22 protein-coding genes are annotated in these 19,947 nt (G+C 37.8%); 3 read left to right on the forward strand and 19 right to left on the reverse strand.

From position 1 onward, the window contains the following. Positions 1–87: 87 nt before the first annotated feature. Entirely contained in the window at positions 88–606 is a 519-nt protein-coding gene (locus tag CSV80_RS10810) for an isochorismatase family protein (RefSeq protein ID WP_233208479.1), read from the forward strand. 229 nt (positions 607–835) lie between these two features. Here CSV80_RS10810 and CSV80_RS10815 read toward each other — a convergent pair whose 3' ends face one another. The 13 genes from CSV80_RS10815 to CSV80_RS10875 form a co-directional block, all read right to left on the reverse strand. Then, the gene (locus tag CSV80_RS10815) at positions 836–2,284 is read right to left on the reverse strand and encodes a VWA domain-containing protein (RefSeq protein WP_099670876.1); all 1,449 of its coding nucleotides are present in this window, start codon (positions 2,282–2,284) and stop codon (positions 836–838) included. Positions 2,285–2,361: 77 nt separating this feature from the next. Further along, complete coding sequence (locus CSV80_RS10820) at positions 2,362–3,528, reverse strand: AAA family ATPase (RefSeq protein ID WP_099670877.1); 1,167 nt, start codon at positions 3,526–3,528, stop codon at positions 2,362–2,364. An 82-nt stretch (positions 3,529–3,610) separates the two neighbouring features. Further along, positions 3,611–3,781, reverse strand: a complete 171-nt coding sequence (locus tag CSV80_RS10825) for a hypothetical protein (RefSeq protein ID WP_233208480.1) — start codon at positions 3,779–3,781, stop codon at positions 3,611–3,613. A gap of 49 nt (positions 3,782–3,830) precedes the next feature. Beyond that, complete coding sequence (locus CSV80_RS10830) at positions 3,831–4,724, reverse strand: DUF6744 family protein (RefSeq protein WP_099670879.1); 894 nt, start codon at positions 4,722–4,724, stop codon at positions 3,831–3,833. A gap of 473 nt (positions 4,725–5,197) precedes the next feature. Next, positions 5,198–6,586: an NAD(P)-binding domain-containing protein gene (locus CSV80_RS10835; protein ID WP_099670880.1), complete on the reverse strand. Its 1,389-nt coding sequence runs from the start codon at positions 6,584–6,586 to the stop codon at positions 5,198–5,200. 52 nt (positions 6,587–6,638) lie between these two features. Next, positions 6,639–6,956: a HesB/IscA family protein gene (locus CSV80_RS10840; RefSeq protein ID WP_233208481.1), complete on the reverse strand. Its 318-nt coding sequence runs from the start codon at positions 6,954–6,956 to the stop codon at positions 6,639–6,641. Then, the gene (locus CSV80_RS10845; RefSeq protein ID WP_233201577.1) at positions 6,949–7,377 is read right to left on the reverse strand and encodes a protein-tyrosine phosphatase family protein; all 429 of its coding nucleotides are present in this window, start codon (positions 7,375–7,377) and stop codon (positions 6,949–6,951) included. The genes CSV80_RS10840 and CSV80_RS10845 overlap by 8 nt, the downstream gene beginning before the upstream one ends. 20 nt (positions 7,378–7,397) lie before the next feature. Next, the gene (gene trxB, locus CSV80_RS10850) at positions 7,398–8,342 is read right to left on the reverse strand and encodes a thioredoxin-disulfide reductase (RefSeq protein WP_099670883.1); all 945 of its coding nucleotides are present in this window, start codon (positions 8,340–8,342) and stop codon (positions 7,398–7,400) included. 18 nt (positions 8,343–8,360) lie between these two features. Then, positions 8,361–10,133, reverse strand: a complete 1,773-nt coding sequence (gene arsA / locus CSV80_RS10855; protein ID WP_099670884.1) for an arsenical pump-driving ATPase — start codon at positions 10,131–10,133, stop codon at positions 8,361–8,363. Positions 10,134–10,145: 12 nt separating this feature from the next. Next, positions 10,146–10,505, reverse strand: coding sequence for an arsenite efflux transporter metallochaperone ArsD (gene arsD, locus CSV80_RS10860; protein ID WP_099670885.1), 360 nt, complete (start codon positions 10,503–10,505; stop codon positions 10,146–10,148). A gap of 88 nt (positions 10,506–10,593) precedes the next feature. Further along, a complete protein-coding gene (arsC, locus tag CSV80_RS10865; RefSeq protein WP_099670886.1) occupies positions 10,594–11,013 on the reverse strand; it encodes an arsenate reductase (thioredoxin) in 420 nt (139 codons plus the stop codon). 23 nt (positions 11,014–11,036) lie between these two features. After that, positions 11,037–12,335, reverse strand: coding sequence for an arsenic transporter (locus CSV80_RS10870; protein WP_099670887.1), 1,299 nt, complete (start codon positions 12,333–12,335; stop codon positions 11,037–11,039). Positions 12,336–12,350: 15 nt separating this feature from the next. Further along, on the reverse strand, positions 12,351–12,698 hold the full coding sequence (locus CSV80_RS10875) for an ArsR/SmtB family transcription factor (RefSeq protein ID WP_099670888.1): 348 nt from the start codon (positions 12,696–12,698) through the stop codon (positions 12,351–12,353). A 353-nt stretch (positions 12,699–13,051) separates the two neighbouring features. On the opposite strand from CSV80_RS10875, the gene CSV80_RS10880 reads away from it, so the two are divergent. Further along, complete coding sequence (locus tag CSV80_RS10880) at positions 13,052–14,014, forward strand: arsenic resistance protein (RefSeq protein ID WP_099670889.1); 963 nt, start codon at positions 13,052–13,054, stop codon at positions 14,012–14,014. 177 nt (positions 14,015–14,191) lie between these two features. Here CSV80_RS10880 and merA read toward each other — a convergent pair whose 3' ends face one another. Then, positions 14,192–15,832, reverse strand: a complete 1,641-nt coding sequence (gene merA / locus CSV80_RS10885) for a mercury(II) reductase (protein ID WP_099670890.1) — start codon at positions 15,830–15,832, stop codon at positions 14,192–14,194. A gap of 16 nt (positions 15,833–15,848) precedes the next feature. Further along, a complete protein-coding gene (gene merR1, locus CSV80_RS10890; RefSeq protein ID WP_099670891.1) occupies positions 15,849–16,247 on the reverse strand; it encodes a mercury resistance transcriptional regulator MerR1 in 399 nt (132 codons plus the stop codon). 143 nt (positions 16,248–16,390) lie between these two features. Between merR1 and CSV80_RS10895 the strand changes: the two genes are divergently transcribed. Then, positions 16,391–16,666, forward strand: a complete 276-nt coding sequence (locus tag CSV80_RS10895) for a YmaF family protein (RefSeq protein WP_158231892.1) — start codon at positions 16,391–16,393, stop codon at positions 16,664–16,666. Between the two features lie 132 nt (positions 16,667–16,798). Here CSV80_RS10895 and CSV80_RS10900 read toward each other — a convergent pair whose 3' ends face one another. The 4 genes from CSV80_RS10900 to CSV80_RS10915 all read right to left on the reverse strand — a co-directional run bounded on the left by CSV80_RS10900 (position 16,799) and on the right by CSV80_RS10915 (position 19,812). Next, on the reverse strand, positions 16,799–17,320 hold the full coding sequence (locus CSV80_RS10900; protein ID WP_099636593.1) for a CueP family metal-binding protein: 522 nt from the start codon (positions 17,318–17,320) through the stop codon (positions 16,799–16,801). 283 nt (positions 17,321–17,603) lie between these two features. After that, the gene (locus CSV80_RS10905) at positions 17,604–18,167 is read right to left on the reverse strand and encodes a YdhK family protein (RefSeq protein ID WP_099670893.1); all 564 of its coding nucleotides are present in this window, start codon (positions 18,165–18,167) and stop codon (positions 17,604–17,606) included. A 113-nt stretch (positions 18,168–18,280) separates the two neighbouring features. Next, the gene (locus CSV80_RS10910; RefSeq protein WP_099630248.1) at positions 18,281–18,607 is read right to left on the reverse strand and encodes a four-helix bundle copper-binding protein; all 327 of its coding nucleotides are present in this window, start codon (positions 18,605–18,607) and stop codon (positions 18,281–18,283) included. A gap of 128 nt (positions 18,608–18,735) precedes the next feature. Next, positions 18,736–19,812 (reverse strand): stage II sporulation protein P, encoded by a 1,077-nt coding sequence (locus tag CSV80_RS10915; protein WP_233201578.1) that lies wholly within the window; start codon positions 19,810–19,812, stop codon positions 18,736–18,738. Between the last annotated feature and the right edge of the window lie 135 nt (positions 19,813–19,947).

Consider the following 19,947-nt stretch of genomic DNA (forward strand, 5'->3'; position numbering starts at 1 on the left):
CGATAAGATCTGTTCCTTCTATTATATAGGCTCAAATTGAAAGAATCAAAAAAGCATTAACAATAGAATAGTACATTTTTTTCGAGAGTGAATAGAATTATGTATTTCTGTGATTTCAGTCTAGAGAAAAAGAAGGTCAAAAACCTTATAAAAGATTTTAAGCGTAATAAACAACCTGTTATTTTTATACGTCACAAGGATGGAAATAGTGAAAGTCCAATAGCTGATGGTTCTGAAGGAGGAAATATTGATTCGGATTTAGTAAAGTATGCAGATAATATTATTGAAAAGAGTACTCCAAGTGCATTTCTCAAGACTAATCTGCAGGAAATACTACAATCGCTCGGTGTTAATCATATTTTTGTGACTGGGTTCAATACAGAGTATTGTCCCCAATTTACTGCAATTGCTGCGTACGACAGAGGATACCAGGTTACGTTTATTGAAGATGCAACGGCTACAGTTAATGATGATAGTACCTATGAATTTCCAGGTTTAGACATCCGTGATTTTGTAGGTTCAGTGCTTAATTGGTCGAACGTCATTGAGGTTCTTGATTATGAAGAATACGTAGAACAATATGCCGACGTAGAATTAAAATCCTAGTCTCACTTAAAAATAATAGTTGATGTTGTCTGACGCAATCGGGCGCGATTGTGTAACAAAAAAATTCTATAATCTAAAAAAAAGCTCAGATTTAAGTCTGAGCTTTTTGTATGCTATTTATTTTTTGATTAGTTATTGAAAAATAAAACATTTAAATTCTTAGTGGTATATTCTCACCGGATACCAAAGCCGAACTCGTTGCTGTAAATGTAAGCCTCTAGTTTTTACTTTATATTTCAAACGCAGTAAAACTTCCTACGTCATCAAAATCTTTAACTTGTACGACCTTGTCTGAAAACTGGTTAACTGTTTTTATATTACTTCCTATCGTAAGGGATAATACATTACAGTTCTTTTCTTTTTTCTTTTTATTGAACGACTCAAGAAACGAATCTTGTACTTTGTCCTCCCCATCTGTAATAAAAACTAAATCAGCTTGTTTAAAACGACTTTCGTTTATTACATTCATCGCTCTTTCAAGAGGAAGTGTAAAGTCCGTACCTCCACCTAGGAAAGTTTGAGCTAAATTGATCATATCTGAACTTTTTATTTTCCCTCTTTCATATTTAAAGATTTGTGTACGAGTAGAAAACAGGATTAAACAAAAATCCCTTTTCTGTTTTCTTGCAATCGACATGAGTGCTAACGTAAATCCTTTTGATTTGGTATCGAGCTTGTGCATACTACCTGATTGATCCAGACAAAGCACAATTGGACCTTTCCCTAGTACCTCATGTCCTTTCTGTTCATATTGCATCGTTTGGCCTTCCACAAAGCGACGTAGGAAATCGTTCTTCGTTATTGGATGTGTATACAGACCTAACTCCATCGGTAACAATCGCTCAATATCGTTGCCAAGCGTAACCCCACTTCTTTCCATTGAATCACTATGTTTAGATTTTTGCTTTTTACGGGCTATCTGTTTGAATCGACCAGCCCAATCCGCAATTTCTTTCATCTGTTTATCTGATGCAATTTTTTCAACTAATGAAATTTGATCTCGTAAAGGAACTTTTTTCAGTTCTGCGTCACCACTACCTGCACTCGTGCCTCCAACTAATGATTTCAAGCTATCCTTCGCCTGTTTCGTTTCCTGCATAGCTTGTGACATCGCTTCTGAAAAGCTATGACTGTTGTTTTGCAATGTCTGATGAAGCTGACTTCCTAAGTCTGACATTGCATCTTTTAAGTCTTCTTGTAACTCCTCACTACCTTTACCAGCCCTATTTTGTCGGTCCTGCTTTTGAAGTTGCCTTTGCATTGCCTGAATTTCCTGCATTTTCTTTTCTAGGTCTTCATCTCTGCCTTTTTGTTCAGCTAACCATTCTTTTGTTTTCTCTCCAAATTTAACAGTTCCTATGGCTGATGATAAATCATCCAGTCGGGTATATTTCCGGTAACTTTCAAACGAGTCATCATTCATGATTTTTTCCATAAATGATTTGTTCACTTGCAAATCATCGGGAATATCATCTTCACTCAATTCAGGCTTCATTTTGTATAACGATGCCCAAATATCAGCGAGCAACGGCTCAAATGTAGGTAATTCTCCATCAACTTTTAGCTTTTGAAGACTTTGCGACATAGAATAAATTTCGTTAAAACGCCTTTTATCAAATGCATCTGTATTCAACACAGATTGATTTCCACTTTTCACTTTAGCTTTTGCTGGTTTCAAAAGAAACACTTCCCTTCATTTGAATGAATAAAAAGCCAAGGATTAATTCCGTGGCTTTCAACTTCCGATTTTTACGCTTAAAACGGCATTTCAACAGCAGATTTTGTACTTGAAGTATCAATATCCATTGGCTCTAAAATACTATCAAGAACCTCTTGCTGAATCGCCTTCACTTTATCGAGCAGCGGATCTATATCCCCATCCCTACTTTGATTATGCTTTTTCAACTTATTTAAATCTGCAACCAACGATTTCAGTTTTTGAGTCGCTTCCATACCAGCATCAGTAGAGGCATCCTTCTGAATAAGTGAATATATTTCACTCGCCTCTTCCTGAACCCTATCTAGTTTTTGAGTAACCACATCTTGTGCGTGGCTACGAACAATCAAAGAAACGTTATCCTTTTGATCAACTGTTTCCCATAGTGCATTTTCAAGAATGACAATATCATCAACTTTCACAACTTGTCTTTGGTTTATCAAAGCCTTCGCCTGAAGCACTGAGAGCGACTGTTTAAATCTTCTGTCAGATGGACGGATTCCTTCATCACGTAATTCATTACGGATTTTTGAAAGCGTGTCATAGACTTCATCAGGAATTGTAACCATGTCAGTAAAAAACTGAAGTTGAACCAACTCATCCATTGTCATAGAAGGCATAACAAAATTTTGACCGGTGCCCTTCATCATCGAAACAAAATTCGTTTCATCTGCAATATAATCTAGTTCGAATCGAAGTAAGAATCTGTCGAAAAGAGCTTCAAGCCCTTCTCCTTCTTCCGGGTATTCATTTGAGGCTCCAATGACTGACATCAAAGGAACCTTTACAGGTGTCCCGTTATTATAGAATAGCCTTTCGTTTATAAGCGTTAGCAAACTATTTAGGATTGCTGAATTTGCTTTAAATATCTCATCTAAAAATACGAGATTGGCTTCCGGCATTTTAGTTGCTGTATTCCTCTTGTACACGCCCTGTTCAAGATCTTTTAACGACAAAGGACCAAAAACTTCTTCGGGTGTACTGAACCTTGTTAGCAACCATTGAAAATAATTTGTTCCCTGTACAATCTTGGCTAACTCTACAGACAATGCCGATTTCGCGGTTCCGGCAGGTCCAATCATCAACATATGCTGCCTAGAAAGTAGAGCAACAAGAATCCCCTCAACTTCATCCTTGCGTTCAAAAAACTTCGCATTGAGCGCCTTTTTAATTTCCTCTAACTTGGTAAAATTAGTGTTTGTCATTTTGATTAACCCCTTTTTTAGTTTAGATAGAAAAGGGAAGCAGGCTTCTAATGAAACCCTACTCCCCCTTTCAAGAATCATTTTAGTTTTTCGCTGAAAGAATAAATAATTCTTGTTCTTTTATCGATAACTCACGCATCTTCATCTGCAACTCCTGTTCTTTCAATTCATTTGAACGTTCGAGTTCTTGAGCAATCATCTTAACGTGTTGCACACAATCAACAACATCTCTTTCATAGAATTTTCTTCCCATTATCGTTTGATAAAATTCTGTCATTTTAATCTCTCCATTCCGTTACTTTTTAAAGATCCGCTACCATTTTCGAAACAGCAGCACGAATCGTCATGATTTTATTCTCTAGCGTATCTGCTTCATTGGCGACAATGCCTTTGTAATTACGATAGTTGGAAATAACAGACTTCGCATTTTCAATAATCTCTTTCACTTGTCCCTTTTTCAGCCCATCACTCGACTTACAATCCTGTAAAATGGATTCCAAATGATCATTTAGCTTCGTGTTCACCATTTGTCGGTTGTCGAATGTATTAACGACGGGTATCTTGAACCCTTCACTGTTCTCAAGAGAGGACGTAAAGTTTACAAGTTGATTCAACCCTTCCGTATGTGAATCTGGAACAAAATAAACACCGCCATTAGGACGCACAGGTGTGGGTGCTAGCGATTGAAGTATTTTACTCACCATTACTCTTACTTGCTGGGCTGAATAATGGTCTTTATAAATATTGAAATTTCGCTCTGCTTCATAACACAACTCTTTTGCAATTTCGTTCTCTGTTATAAACGTTAAAGAACTATTCTGCTTATCTAGCGTGATTACTCCCGCTTTACTGTTGTAATCAAGTCGTTTACCGGCCTGATCCACTTTTTCTACCACAATGTTTCTTTGCACGTGGCTCTTGTCAGAGAACACTTCACGTATAAGGAAGTTCTCGAATACACCAGCGTGTCCAGTAGATTTTCTAGTCTCAATCTCCTTCGTACTTCTTCGGAAAGCATCTGCTGGACGAATTGCATTTGGCATCCACTCAACAGGTAATCCTGATTGAACAAGTCCCCGTTCTAAATCATCCATTTTGACTAATTGCTTGCCTACAGAGAACCACATCAAGTGACCTAAAATACCGTCTTGCTGTTGGTTTTGAACAGCCGTCATATTATCAAGATTAATTGACATACCTAACAACCCTTTCTAGTTTTGTATTTTAGATAAATAAAAAAACGCATTTGTACCTAGCGATTGCTAAGTAAATGCATTTTAAAATAACCCAATTTGTTCGATTTCAATAAATCCGCTTCCATCTCCTTTCAATAAATCCGCTTCCATCTCCTTTCAATATCTTTTTGAAAGCAAAAAACCGACCTTTCCTGAATAGGAAAAATCGGTTTTAATATAGTTCACGCAAAATGCGTAAGTATCTCTTCTGATATGCAAAAGCAATTTATGGACGTCGAATACGTCTGCCTAACTTCTCCTGTGAATAAGGAATCCAAAGGCTGAAAATTTGTGCCGAATCTCTTTCTGCATATGCAAAAAGTGTAACGACTTTCACCATTAGATCAGTGACTTAATAACATAAAATATATACATTCACTTTAACAAAATCCATGGCTAAACACAACATCATTGAAATTTTCGGAACTACTTCTTTAACAATTTGATGAAGTACTACAACAAGATTGTTCTTGCTTTTCTGGTGTTACGTTCACACTACATACTCCTGTTTCCGGTAAATCCAGTTCCACTTTTTTGGCCGACTCGTAGTCGCCCGTTAAATAGGCTACAATTGAACGCACTTGTTCATAGCCAGTCGCCATTAGAAACGTTGGAGCCCGTCCATAACTCTTCATCCCCGCGATATAAAAGTTTTTCTCTGGTTGTCTTAATTCTTTCTCACCATGTGGACGGACGGTTCCGCAACTATGAAGATTAGGATCAATTAAGGGGGCCAATACTTCAACACTTTCAGTAGCAGAGTCGATTTGTAATCTAATTTCATTTAAGAATGTAAAATCAGGACGGCTTCCAGTATTAACAATCAACTCATCCACTCCATCAATTGAATAGCTCTCTCCCTTAAACTCACCGAAAATTTTTAAAGAACCCACTTCCATCAAAATATTCTGGATATAAAAAGGTGTATATACTTTTATACGTCCGGAATTCACTAATTGATGAATTTTCGAGCCAAGTTCTCCTCTTGCTTGGAGAGCATCATTCTCTTCACCTCCGTAAGCCTCCTCAACATTATTTTTGCGGAGTATCCAAATGATTTGATCGGAACTACTTTCATTTAGTTTAGTCAATTCTAAAATTGTATTGATTGCAGAGTGACCACCACCAATTACAGCTACACGTTTACCTATATATCTCTCACGGTCTTTACAATTAATGTCGGGTATCCCATAATGGATATTATTTTGTAATGAAATTTCTTCCTTCGTCCATACACCATCAACATTTGCAGGGTTTGGTTGTCCCCATGTTCCTGTCGCATCAATGACTGCTTTCGCTTCAATTTGTTCAGTCATACCATTTCGATCAACATAAAGAATGAACGGGACATTTTCGCGATTGGCTGACTTCATTTTATCCAATCCTTTTTTACTAACGGATAGCACTTTAGAATTCACAATAATGTATGGCTTGATCTCAGGTAGATTTGCTATCTTCTCTAAGTAATCCTCCACCAATTCTTTTCCTGTTGGTAGTTCATCAGGGGGTGGTGCATCCCAACCATGTTTTTCAAGTAGCTCTCTTGCATCTTTGTCAATATTGTATTGCCATGGAGAAAATAATCGAACATGCCCCCACTGAAGTATATGGTTTCCAACGTGTGTACCAGATTCCAATACTAGAAACCTTTCACCTAACTTAGCCAAATGGGCCGCTGCAGCTAAGCCGACTGGTCCAGCACCAATGATGACAACAGGCAATGAACTTGATTCTTTTTCATTAAAATCTAAATGTATAGGAACAGTATTTATTGAAGAACAACAATTTCCACTACCTATTTTAAGGTTAACTTGTTTTTCCATCTTTTATTCCTCCTCAAAAAGAATAAAGAGCTCACCTAAGTGAGCTCTTTATTTAACAATTATTCGGCGCACCAATCATGACGAGCCCAGATTGTTCGCCTTCAGTTTCAAAATCCAATGTTAAATTATCCAATAGCCCTAAAGCTAGCGTAGAAATAGCAACTTGAATGTCATTAATCAAAGAAACAGTATCTGACTCTTCAGGCATATCAAGAGATAAGCCGATTTGCGGTCCACAACAACCCTCAAGGGCATAAATCCGAAGACCTTCTGCTTGTTGTTCTTTCAAGAGTGATTGAATATATGCTTTAGCTTCTTTTGTAATGTCCATAATGTTCTCTCCTTCTTTTCCAATCAAATGCCTAGGCATCTGGGAATATTCTTTTTAATGATTCTTTTAATTGGGGTTTCACGTTTATTTTAGGACGAACCGTCATGGCTTTGTTCTCAGCCTCTTCAATCGTTTTGGCTGCACCCAAAGCTAAGAGTGTACCAATCGCCACTGTACCGGTTCGGTTACTTCCCCCCGCACAATGAAAATAAACTTTTCGGTCCGCATTGTATGCCTCCACTACTCGGTCAATCGCGTTCTTTACAGAATCGTCCTGATGTTCATCGGAATCATCAACAATCGGACTGTGAACACGGTGAAAATCAAAGTTGCCTTCCAGTATTTCTGCTCGCAGATCAATAACCACTTCAATACCTTCGTTTTCTATAGCTTCTTTTACTTCGCCCGCACCGCCAATAAAAATCTTATTTTTTACTAATTCCTGATAATTTTCGCTCACATTTTTTCCGCCTTTCATGGTTAGTTTTGGCTCCAATCGTGACTTGCAGAACCTTCTAAGTATCTTTCTACATCTAGAGCTGCCATACATCCTGTACCCGCTGCAGTAATTGCTTGGCGATATTTATTATCTTGGACATCACCACATGCGTAGACACCTGGTATAGTAGTTTCTGTTTTTCCAGGCTTTACTTGAATATAACCAACCTCATCTGTTTCGATTTGTCCTTTTAAGAAATCCGTATTTGGTGTATGTCCGATTGCTACAAAAATCCCATCTGCCTCAATCATCTCTTCTTCACCAGTATCATTATCTTTCACTTTCAAACCATTTATTTTTATACCGTCCCCGATTACTTCAACAGGAGTCTTATTTAATGCCCAAGTAATTTTCGGATTTTGTCTAGCTCGGTCTTGCATAATCTTTGAAGCCCGTAATTCGTCACGACGATGGACGATCACTACCTCAGAAGCAAATTTAGTGAGGAAATTTGCCTCTTCCATCGCGGAGTCTCCACCTCCAATAACGATCACTTTTTTACCTCGGTAGAAAAATCCATCACAAGTTGCACAAGTACTTACACCTGAACCAATGTATTTTTTTTCACCTGGAATTTGAAGAAGTTTTGCTGCTGCTCCGGTTGAAAGGATCAGTGATTCTGTGGCAATTTCTCCAATACCATTAATTTGAAGCTTGATTGGCTTTTGAGATAAATCTACATCCGTTACCCATCCTCTTATAAATTCAGCTCCAAAGCGCTCTGCTTGCTTTCTCATATTATCCATTAGTTCAGGTCCCGTAATACCATCTATAAAGCCTGGAAAGTTTTCAACTTCTGTTGTTAATGTTAACTGTCCTCCAGGTTGGTCACCTTCAATTACAATAGGGTTCATATTAGCTCTTGCAAGATAAATTGCTGCCGTTAAACCCGCAGGTCCAGTTCCTAAAATTACTACTTTATGCATGAGTTTACCTCCAAATTTTTATAGAATAAATTCTTTCAATTTGTCGTAACCAATTTTCTCTTCATGCAACCATGGGATTACTGCACACTGTGGTGCTAAGTCTTCTTTCACTTTTTTAATCCACTCTATTTCAGAAACTGCACGCCCTTTCAAAATGGGATCTGTAGTATCCGTTGCGTACAGGCTTTGATTGATGACCCACCATTTCGGATCAATCTTTGCACGTTTGAGGTCTTCCTGTAATCGAGCGGCTTCTAAAACCGGTGTGGCCTCAGCCAATGCAACAATAACCACTCCAGTTTCTTCTGGATTTCGCAAACGTGGAAGAAGCTTCTTCACACTTTCTGGTACATCACCAGTCGAACGGCTCATTTCTTTGTGATACGCTTCCGTTGAATCAAGCAATAACAATGTGTGGCCGGTCGGTGCTGTATCAATTACAACAATTTCATTTTCCGACTTCTCAACTACTTCTGCAAAGGCTCTGAACAAAGCAATTTCTTCTGTACATGGTGATTCTAGATCTTCTTTCAAATACGCTAGACCTTCTTCATCCAGCCCTTCCCCTGCCGTAGAAAGCACCTCCTGCTGGTACTTTTCGACTTCAACCTCTGGATTAATGCTGCTAATCGTCAGATTCTCTTTCAAAGCACTATCTTCAAATGTGTACGCAAGATGAGCTGCTGGGTCTGTTGTAGTCAAATGAACGCGATGACCTTTCTCAGAAAGGCCAACCGCAATTGCAGATGCAATGGATGTTTTACCAACCCCACCTTTACCCATTGTGAAGATTACACGTATGTTTTTCGATGAAAAATCATCAATTACTTTGTTTAAGCCTGGAAGCTGAATAGCTTCTTTTCCGAGGCTGTCATTTACAAATTCAGTAATCGTGTAAGAACTAAATAAGTGCCGGAGGTTATCAACTCCCGTTAATGAATATGAAACGAATGGAAGAGAGAACGTCACAACCTGCTTTAAAGCTTCAGGCGTTTCTTTCAGTGCGTTGCGTTGTCGCTCATAAAACGCTTTTGACACGTCATCATCAGGCCGATGAGTTTGAAGAAGCCCGTTTATAATAAGTAGCTGATTTTTAATACCGATATCTTTCAGCTCAGAGTAGGCCCGATTCGCTTCAACTAAAGAAGATATATCCGGACGGGAAACCAAAATTAACGTCGTTTTTTCTGGATTAGATAGTGACTCGACTGCTTTCGCATACAACTCTTTTTTCTCTCCAAGACCTGACAATGGACCTAAACAGGAAGCACCGTGTGTACTTTCTTCTAAAAATCCGGTCCACGCTGTTGGTAATTGTAACAAACGTAGTGTGTGCCCAGTCGGCGCAGTGTCAAACAATACATGATCATATTGATTTAACACATCTTCATCGGTTAACAGATGAGAAAACTCATCAAATGCAGCAATTTCAACTGTGCAAGCACCAGATAACTGTTCTTCCATAGTTGTGAGAACAGCATCCGGCAACTTACCCCGATAAGGACCGACAACCTTTTCACGGTATGTTTTCGCTGATGCTTCCGGGTCAATATTGCAAGCAAATAAATTTTTTACACTTGGAATAGCTATTGGATCATTCGTCAATTCTACATCGAGAACATCTTGTAAATTTGAAGCAGGATCGGTACTTACTAAAAGTACTTTTTTTCCTTGATCGGCAAGAGAAACCGCTGTCGCACAGGCCGTTGATGTCTTACCAACACCACCTTTTCCGGTAAAAAACAAAAATGGAGTTAGTACGGTTTTGTTTGGATTGAATAATGGATACATGGTTATTCCCCCTTATTTATCAAACTTGACTGAAACACGTACGCGTGGTTTTTCCTGAAGTTCAGCTGTCTTTACATTAAGCCATTCTGCTAACTCTTCGTTTGTCGGATAGGCACCCACCTTTACAACCTCATTATTAACAAGTATCAAAGGAAGAGCATCTGGACCTTTTTCAAGAAGTACTTTATTTACTACTTCATTGTCTACAAATGCCCCTGGATCATTCCCAAGATTATAGCGAGTAATATCAAATTTCTTTTGTTCAAGTGAATAAACAGCCGATGCGACACGCGTTAATTCTGGATCAACACCTGGTCCGCAGACACCAGTTGAACAACACATTGCAGGATCAAATATTTCGATCTTTTTCATTATCAACATCTCCTTCATTAATACATAATCATATCCTTATATACTTAATATAAGAATAGCCGTGGGATGAATCCACGGCCTAATTTATTTATTCACCAGTTTTAGCGAAGCGTTCAATCCTTGATCCGATTTCATCGCGTACACGCTGGAAAAACGCCCATTTCTCTTCATCTGTTCCTTCTGCCTTAGCAGGATCATCAAATCCCCAATGATCACGTTTGACATGAGGTGGTGTCATCGGACACTTGTCAGCAGCATCTCCACAAAGCGTGACAACAAAATCTGCATTATTTAAGATTTGTGGATCAATAATATCCGAAGTTTGATTCGAAATATCGACTCCAGCCTCATTCATCGCTTTAACAGCACTTGGATTGACGCCGTGTGCTTCAATTCCCGCACTAAGAACTTGCCATTCTTCTCCGAGATACTTTTTACCCCAGCCTTCAGCCATTTGACTGCGACATGAGTTACCTGTACATAAGAAATAGAGTGTTTTTTTCGACATAGTAAAAATCTCCTTTTTGTGTTTTATTGTATGAATGACAGCCATACATACAGCCCGATTAGTGTAATCAGGAGTGTAGGAACTGTTAAGATGATACCGATTTTAAAATAGCTACCCCATGAGATTTTCACATCTTTTTGAGACAGTACATGCAACCACAATAAAGTGGCCAAGGAACCGATTGGTGTGATTTTTGGACCTAAATCCGACCCAATGACATTTGCATAAATTAGAGCTTCGCGAATCGGTCCTGTTGTAGTTGTTTCTGATATGGCTAAAGCGTTAATCATAACAGTAGGCATATTATTCATAATGGATGATAAGATTGCCGCGATAAAGCCCATCGAAATCGTCGCTACAAAGAGCCCTTGATTGGCTGCCATTTGAATGACATCTGCCAACACACTTGTCAAACCCGCATTGCGCAAGCCATAAACGACTACATACATGCCGACAGAGAAGAAAACAATAGCCCAAGGTGCACCTTTAATTACTTGCTTCGTGTGAACAGCGGGACTTCTTTGTGCCATAAGCATAAAGAAGATGGCTGTAATCCCAGCAATAATAGATACAGGCAATCCTGTAAATTCACTAGAGAAATAGCCCACGAGTAACACGCCTAAAATTACCCAAGCTAGTCGAAACAACTTTATATCTTTAATAGCATCCTTCGGTTCTTTTAGATCTGATACTTTATAGTCTTTCGGGATATCCTTACGGAAGAATAAAAACAGTACTAAAATACTCGCAACTAAAGCAAATAAATTGGGAACTATCATCCGAGATGCATACTCAACAAATCCGATGCCGAAAAAGTCTGCTGATACAATATTGACCAAGTTACTCACAACTAATGGCAACGAAGTCGTATCTGCAATAAAACCACTGGCAATGATGAATGGAAAAATCATCTTTTCACTGAAATTCAAATTTCGTACCATTGCCAAAACAATTGGCGTTAGGATTAAGGCAGCACCATCGTTTGCAAATAAAGCAGCAACGACTGCACCTAAAAGACTGACATAAACGAACATCCGAATCCCACTGCCTTTAGCCAATCTAGCCATATGAAGGGCAGACCATTCGAAAAATCCAATTTCGTCTAAGATTAATGAAATAATAATGATTGCAACAAAAGCAAGCGTTGCATTCCATACAATCCCCGTTACATCTATGACATCCTGAAAATTAACTACGCCTACTATCAAAGCGATTACGGCACCAATACATGCAGACCATCCAATTGATAAGTTTCTAGGTTGCCAAATGACAAAAATAAGTGTAATTATGAAAATTAATGATGCGGTGATAACTGAAACCAACGTACTTTCTCCTCCTTATTGACAACAAACTCGAAGTCCTTGTGCCTCCAGTTCAGCGATTGATTCATTCTGTTCAGGAAGATGTTCAAGGATGCTTTTAATAAACGGATAATCTTCATGATTTTCATTAATCGAAAAGAAAATCCATTGACCTCTGCGTTCTTCTTTAACCAACTCAATATCTCTAAGTTTACGCAAATGCTGGCTAATCGCCGGCTGACTCATTTTAAAAATCTCAACAAATTCACACACACAGCATTCATGTGACTTGAGTAACTTCATCATCGTCAAACGTGTCGGATCTCCGAGCAATTTTAATAGTTGTGATGCTCGTTGCAGATCAATTGTTGCTGTTGTATTCATGTATCATCCCTCCACTTCATCATCAGTATATAATCATATGCTTATATATGCAAGTGTGTTTATCATTTCCTATGAAATTCTTTTTCAAAAATTATAGCGCTGCTTAATGACAGTCCTTTTGAATAGTTGGAAGTCGTATTGTCGTATAATACTTGCATGTCAAAAAGGCAATGTTGAGGTATAGTAGACATTAGGGTTCCTCATCCAGCCTCACAGTTGCATCACTTACTTATTTCGAAATGTTGGAGAGATACTTCCACTTCAACTCTACATTTAATCCCCACTCTCTAATTATATGAAATCGACTAAGTTATCTTGGGGATATTTATAAAACAAAAGGAGAATAATTTTTAATGTGGACTAGAGAACAATTAGAAGAAAAACAAATATCACTGTATGTTATTGTGCTAGTGATAGCAGCTGGATTTGGATTATTCGTGCCTGATTTCGCCGGACGATTAGATGTGACGATTTCTTTAGTTATTGCTATATTAATGTACAGTATGTTTTCTCAGATTCCATTTGCAGCCTTGAAAAAATCGTTCGGAAATCGTCGTTTTCTCGGAGCTTTATTAACGGTTAACTATATAGCCGTACCCATTGTTGTATGGCTTCTATCAAAGCTATTACCAGAATATCCACCATTATTACTCGGGGTTTATTTAGTATTGCTGACCCCTTGTATTGATTATGTCATTGTGTTCACATCTCTTGGTCGTGGAAATGAAAAGCTTTTACTTATGGCAACCCCTGTTCTTTTCGTAACGCAGATGCTCTTGTTACCTTTGTACTTATGGTTGTTTATGGGAAGGGAAGCTATAGGAATAGTGGAAGCCGGTCCATTTTTCGAAGCATTTCTCGGGCTAATCGTTATTCCAATGGGCATTGCTATCATCGTACAATTATTCGCAAAAAAAGCATCTACTGTAGATAAAATATTAAATAGTTCTGCATGGCTTCCTGTTCCATTCATGGCTCTTACACTTTTTGTTGTTGTAGCATCTCAAATAGGGAAATTATCTGGCCACATTAATTTAATAATAAAAGTAATTCCTATATATATCGCCTTTATGATCATTATGCCCATAATTTCGCGATTCTTTGCTAGGTTGTTTAATCTTGATATTAAAACTGGACGCTCGCTTATATTTGGAGGAGCAATACGTAATTCGCTCGTAGTTCTTCCTCTTGCATTGGCTCTGCCTGACGGAGTGAACACTTTAGTAGCGGCCATCATTGTGACCCAAACAATCGTGGAGCTTATAGGTTCACTTATTTATATACGTTTAATACCTAATTTAGTTTTGCGTGACTGAACGACCTAGGTTCCTATACGAGAAAAAGCAGACAATACCTTTCTTGAAACTATATCTTTGGATTTTATACACTTTGTAAAATCCTGAGATGTGATATACAGATCAATGGTTTAGATTGATTTTAAAAGCCGGAATTCCTTTCTCTAAGGAATTCCGGCTACTTTTAAATTAATATTGTTATCCAGCACAACAAGATAATTTGGATACATCTTTATCAAACGTAAGGGCTGCTAATTTCAATCCTTCTGCCATTGTTAAATAGGGAGTAAGAGTTTCTCGTAGATCTTCTATTGTCAATCCGAATTTTACAGCTAATGTTGCCGCATAGATAACCTCTCCTGCGTTTTCCGCAACTATATGAACCCCTAACACTTTTAATGTTTTTGCATCTGCTACTAATTTAAAAATACCCGTCGTTTCCCGATTAACAAGGGCCCTTGGTACGGCATCTAACGGCAAGACAGACGTTTTAACCTCAAGACCTTTTTCTTTTGCTTTCTGTTCAGTTAAACCAACAGTTGCAATCGAAGGATTAGTAAACGTAACACCTGGAACAACTTCTAAATTCACCTTTTGATTTAGTCCTCCGATTGCATTACGCGCAGCAAGTCCACCTTGATAAGCAGCTACATAAACAAATTGGGGACCAAGCGTTACATCTCCGGCTGCGTAAATTTGGGAATTGGAAGTTTTAGAATATTCATCAATGACGATTTCACTACGAGACCCAACGTCAACACCTGCTGCATGTAAGTTCAAAGATTCTGTATTTGGTTTTCTTCCTGTTGCTACAAGCAATTGTTCTGCTTCAATGATTCGCTTTTCACCATTTATCTCTACATGAACTTTTTTAATGTCTCCATCTTGTTCTACGCGTTCATAGGCTGCTCCTGAAACTAAATTAATTCCCTGTTCTGTTAAGACCTGAGTAATAGCTTCTGAAATTTCAGGTTCGTATTTTTTTAATAGACGCTCGCTTCTTTGTATCAAAGTTACTTCTGCGCCTAAATTATGAAATAGTTGTCCTAATTCCAATCCGATATATCCAGAACCAAGCACCGTGAGACGCTTTGGAACCTTCTTTAATTCAAGTAACGTAGTGCTTGTTAAATACTCTACTTCGTCTAATCCGGGAATATTAGGAATGGATGGTGATGCCCCTGTAGCTATTAAAAATCGTTTCGCAGTTATTTGGTTGCCATTCACTTCAACTGTACTTTCATTTACAAATTTCGCGTCACCCTTTATTAAATCAAAATCGTAATCTTCAATTAAATTCACATATTTTTCATTTCGAAGTGTACTTACTAAATCATTTTTTTGTTGTACTAATAAGGCTAAATCAACATTTTGTGTTGTAGTGTGTAATCCTGTAAATGGATTATTTTTTGCTGAATGATTGATTTCTCCTGCCCTTAACAAGGTCTTAGACGGAACACATCCGATATTAACGCAAGTTCCTCCCACCGTTCCACGTTCAATCATTGCAACTTTAGCACCGTAACCCACAGCTTCAATGGCAGATGAAAAGGCTGCTGCACCAGAACCAATAATGATATAGTCATAATCATCTTCGCAACCTAAATCAACTTTTACTTGTGTTTGTAAATCTTCAATTCCACCTGGATGATATTTGGCTTCAGCAATCGCATTTTTAACTATTTCAACTTCTACGTCATTTTGAAGTTCAAATACAGCTTCCCCACGGCGAAAATCAACTTCAATACGCTTTGCACCTATATTTTGAAGCGCAACAGCCAAATGCTCTTCACAACCCTTACATGTCATTCCTTGAACGCTAATCCGATATCTTTTCAATACTATTCCTCCGTCCTTAAACTTCTAGTAAAGTTTCAATAATAGGGCATTCATAAATATCTTTGTTTGCGGGACATCTTTCTTTTAGGTCGATAAGCATTTGTTCGATTCTTTTGAGACCTTGAATTTTCTGTTGAATGTCTTCAATCTTATAAACAGTAAAATCATACATATCACGGCATTTCGCTTCATCACGATCTACCACGCCTAAAAGCTTATCAATTTCATTTAAAGTAAAACCTAATTCCTGAATGCGCTTAATGAAATTTAATCGGTCAACGGTTTGTTCTGTGTATATTCGATATCCTGACTCTGTACGAGAAGGTTTGGGAATTAGTCCTAAACGTTCATAATACCGAATGGTTTCTTTATTAACGTTACATTTCTCCGCCAGTTCACCTATATGAAAAACCATTTGTTTCACCTCATACATAGTATAAACCCTGTACCTAAGTACAGGGTCAATATATAGCTTCCTAAAAAAAAATAGCACCACCTAACAGGGGTGCTATTTCGTGTTTTAAATTAATTTTATCCCTATCTGTGATGTTCATACACATGGTCATCTTGGTACAACCACTTGCCCAAATGGACATGTGCAGATATATCCAGGGGGAGACAAGTACGCCGACCGAGACGGAAAAAGGGCATTATCGCCATATGATTGGTAACACAACTTTTGAAGATGGACATATATATCAATACGAAGCATATACAAGTTTACCCATTCCATTACCGGGTGGGTTCCATACCTATTATATGGAAGTGAGAACGACAGAAGATGATGGTCATACACATGTGATAAAAGTATTCACTCAACCCTCAAAAGATTAATAAGAAACGGTGTTAAGGTGAGAAACAATCTTGTTCTGCGGGAATAGCACGAGATCAAATTTGATATAAAAAAAGAACCATGAAAAGTATTGTGAGTACTTCACGATTCTAAGTGGATGATGTTTAAAGGAATTATGTTAGTTGCATCGTTGTAATACAAGTATTGTCGCCTTCAAATGTGGAGATATTAGATTCAACTGTTTTGTCGTCATGTGTAATTTTCACTTGGAAATTTTTATTACGCGGTAACCACAGATCGATAAATCCATTTTCTAAAGAGGCGATCGTTTCGTCTACAACGACATTGCCATCTTCGTCTTGAATATGCACGTCGAAGTCTTTTTCAACTAGTTCTCCTTGGCACCCTGTTAAACTATGTATTGCACAAGGATGTGTAGTTTCAACAAATGGTGCAATAGAAACGAAGAATTCATCACTTGGCAAGTCAAATGTAGTTTCTTTGCCGTTATCATTAACAATCAGTTCATGAGATGTAATAGATGCTGTTACATCGTCTTCAAAACTTCCAACGCTATACTCATGTACCTTTTCTTTTGTATCTTTGACTTCACTTCCATCCGATGAATCATTGCTGCAAGCGACTAACATAAAGCTTAGCAATAAACCAAATACTACGAGTAATCTTTTTTTCATAATTAATTTCTCTCCTATTCTTTATGAAAAATTATAGGTCATCGAATTGACTTCACTTCTATTCAAACTAAAAAGAACTTACATCAAGTATATTTTATCATATCTCACTTATAAAAATTGCAAGTTAACCGAACCGTCACACTTTAAATTGGGAAGTTGCCTATTTGAAAATCAACTTTTAATCGAGTTAAATGATAGAATTGAAGCATGCTATCAAAAAAATGCCCCATAAAACCGATAAATTTTGGCTTATGGGACATTTTTATTCTACTTTGTAAAAACATTATTTAGCTGAAAGCTCACTTTCCGTTACCCATTTATGGTTTGTTACTTCTTCCCCACCGGTAGTCGGAGTATAGTCAATCATATATACAGTAGTTTTTTCTGCTGAATCAATTTCAGCTAATGCTCCTTCCATCCCTTTCATGTGGTCTGCCTCCACGGTGACCTCGGTTCCCTGTTCCAAAGTTTTGTCGTCATCATCTTTAACTTCTTCTTGAATGACCCATTTATGATTTTCCACTCTTTCTCCGCCAGTTACCGGGGTATATGAGATAGCGTAAGCCGTAGTATCATAAGCACCCACAATTGTTGCTACAGCCCCATCCATTCCTTCCATATGGTCTGTTTTAATAATTGCTTCGCTTCCCACTTCATAGGTTGGATTTTCTGCCACCTTCAAGCTTTCAGGGACTTCACCTGAGCCGGAATGGTTCATCTCCATCTTCATTTCTTCCTGTTTGGGTTCGCTATTATTGTTTTGACTTTCCTCGTTGCTGGTACTATTTCCACACCCACTTAAACCAATAATCATAGCGATACTTAAAAAAAGCAGTTGCTTTTTCATTTGAATAACACTCCTTATTCTGGGTAAATATCAAGTAAAAGAAGCTATCCCAAGAAAGCCTTTTTCAACTTCTTGAAATAGCTCCATTGTTGGCTACGTTTTCTGTCTATTGCTTAAGCTACCATTTGTCGACATGCCTCAGCACACTTTCGGCAAGATTCGGCACAGCGTTGGCAATGATCGTGATCATGTTTTGCACACTCTTCTGCACAACGTTCGCAAACTTCTGCACATAATTCTAAAATCTGTTTAGTAAATGGGCTATTTCGCGTCATTGCTTGTGCGGCAAACGCACATATATCTGCACATTCACGGTCCAAGCGGATACAATCAGCCATCATCTTCATATCGTCCTCTTTCAGGCACGCATCAAAACAGACGTTACACGCTTCTAGACATTCTAAACAAGCTTTCAGACATTCTTCGTATTTCGTATTCATGGACTCACCTCCTGCTATTTTTGCAATCAGTGATATTTTTCCCTTAAAAGTCGTTTTAAAACTAAAAAGAAGAAACTCCTTAAAAAATCCTTTTTCTTTTTTTATGTGTTGGACTCCAAACAAACAGATTACTTTTCTCTGTGCCAATAATAATCGCTTAGCACGTCCGCCAACGCTTCGGTAGTCCGATGTAGCTCTTCTACCGTATTATCGACACCTCCAATTTCTACAATAACTGAGTTTGGAGATAAATCCTGGTTATAAACTCCGTTCCCTTGACTGCTATCTTTTATAATTATTCCTTTTGACAAACCCGGATACCGAGCAGCAAGAAGCTTATCCAAGCCTTCTGTAAACAAAAGATTACTTTCATAATTTTCATGCCCAGTACCAATAACAAATAACAAACGTGCAAAACTTTCTCCATTCATTTTTTTAGTTGTAGAATCTTTACGCAATGAATCGCGATGTATATCCAAGAAAATTTCCAAATCTTTGTTTTCCGCACGTGCAGACCGTACCTGTTCCCCCGATAACTGATAAGAACTGTTAAAGTCTAACCCTTTCAAACTTAATTCTTGTACAATATCTGCTGAATCCACTTTCGCGCCTACCCCTCTTCTCTCTAGTGCCCTACCCAGCATGTCACCGACCAACGTAATATTTGCTTTTGAGTGATAAGCATCTTCCGGTTTATCGGTGCCTTTTAAATAAGGTAAAAAAGATTCCCTGTTATGGGTGTGATAAATATAAATAACGTCTCTGCCAAATGTCGAATGAATTGAATCTTTTGTAATTTCTTTAGGTGATTTCATATTTTCAAAGATAGCATCAATATTCTTGAAAGTTAGGTCTCTATCTTTTAAAAGATCCTTCATAGCGGGTTTGAATTCATCCCTATCTGGTTGTTTCATCCGAATCTTCACATTATCTTTTTCATTGGATGCTCCTTTTAAAGTAACATCCGTTTCACCTAATGGCTTGAGAAAATCGGAGGAATCCTTCAACGTTTCCATGTAGAAATTAGAAAAAGAATTCACTTTACCCAATAAAGGATTTTCTTTGATTTCATCATGCCACAAGTAGTAGGACAGCAATAAAACAACTAATAACCATATAAAAAATAAAATAATTGCCAAATATAAAAGGACGATTAATATAGATTTTTTCTTTTTCTTAGTGTACTTCTTAACTTTTGGAAACATAATGTAGCCCACCTTCAGAAAGAATAAATACATTCATTTTTTATATAACTATAAATTTTAATTTTAAAACAGCCAGTGTGAACTAATACACACTAGCTGCTTTAATAACGAATTACATATCATTTCCCCACATGT

Source organism: Sporosarcina sp. P12(2017) (assembly GCF_002743035.1).
In the GTDB taxonomy this organism is placed as follows: domain Bacteria; phylum Bacillota; class Bacilli; order Bacillales_A; family Planococcaceae; genus Sporosarcina; species Sporosarcina ureae.

Bases quoted from the DNA above. Each gene is read 5' to 3' on its own strand.
- CSV80_RS10820 (WP_099670877.1), bottom strand. From the start codon at position 3,528: ATGACAAACACTAATTTTACCAAGTTAGAGGAAATTAAAAAGGCGCTC.
- CSV80_RS10825 (WP_233208480.1), bottom strand. From the start codon at position 3,781: ATGGGAAGAAAATTCTATGAAAGAGATGTTGTTGATTGTGTGCAACAC.
- CSV80_RS10830 (WP_099670879.1), bottom strand. From the start codon at position 4,724: ATGTCAATTAATCTTGATAATATGACGGCTGTTCAAAACCAACAGCAA.
- CSV80_RS10835 (WP_099670880.1), bottom strand. From the start codon at position 6,586: ATGGAAAAACAAGTTAACCTTAAAATAGGTAGTGGAAATTGTTGTTCT.
- CSV80_RS10840 (WP_233208481.1), bottom strand. From the start codon at position 6,956: ATGCCTAGGCATTTGATTGGAAAAGAAGGAGAGAACATTATGGACATT.
- trxB (WP_099670883.1), bottom strand. From the start codon at position 8,342: ATGCATAAAGTAGTAATTTTAGGAACTGGACCTGCGGGTTTAACGGCA.
- arsA (WP_099670884.1), bottom strand. From the start codon at position 10,133: ATGTATCCATTATTCAATCCAAACAAAACCGTACTAACTCCATTTTTG.
- arsD (WP_099670885.1), bottom strand. From the start codon at position 10,505: ATGAAAAAGATCGAAATATTTGATCCTGCAATGTGTTGTTCAACTGGT.
- arsC (WP_099670886.1), bottom strand. From the start codon at position 11,013: ATGTCGAAAAAAACACTCTATTTCTTATGTACAGGTAACTCATGTCGC.
- CSV80_RS10875 (WP_099670888.1), bottom strand. From the start codon at position 12,698: ATGAATACAACAGCAACAATTGATCTGCAACGAGCATCACAACTATTA.
- CSV80_RS10880 (WP_099670889.1), top strand. From the start codon at position 13,052: ATGTGGACTAGAGAACAATTAGAAGAAAAACAAATATCACTGTATGTT.
- merR1 (WP_099670891.1), bottom strand. From the start codon at position 16,247: ATGGTTTTTCATATAGGTGAACTGGCGGAGAAATGTAACGTTAATAAA.
- CSV80_RS10895 (WP_158231892.1), top strand. From the start codon at position 16,391: ATGGTCATCTTGGTACAACCACTTGCCCAAATGGACATGTGCAGATAT.
- CSV80_RS10900 (WP_099636593.1), bottom strand. From the start codon at position 17,320: ATGAAAAAAAGATTACTCGTAGTATTTGGTTTATTGCTAAGCTTTATG.
- CSV80_RS10905 (WP_099670893.1), bottom strand. From the start codon at position 18,167: ATGAAAAAGCAACTGCTTTTTTTAAGTATCGCTATGATTATTGGTTTA.
- CSV80_RS10910 (WP_099630248.1), bottom strand. From the start codon at position 18,607: ATGAATACGAAATACGAAGAATGTCTGAAAGCTTGTTTAGAATGTCTA.
- CSV80_RS10915 (WP_233201578.1), bottom strand. From the start codon at position 19,812: ATGTTTCCAAAAGTTAAGAAGTACACTAAGAAAAAGAAAAAATCTATA.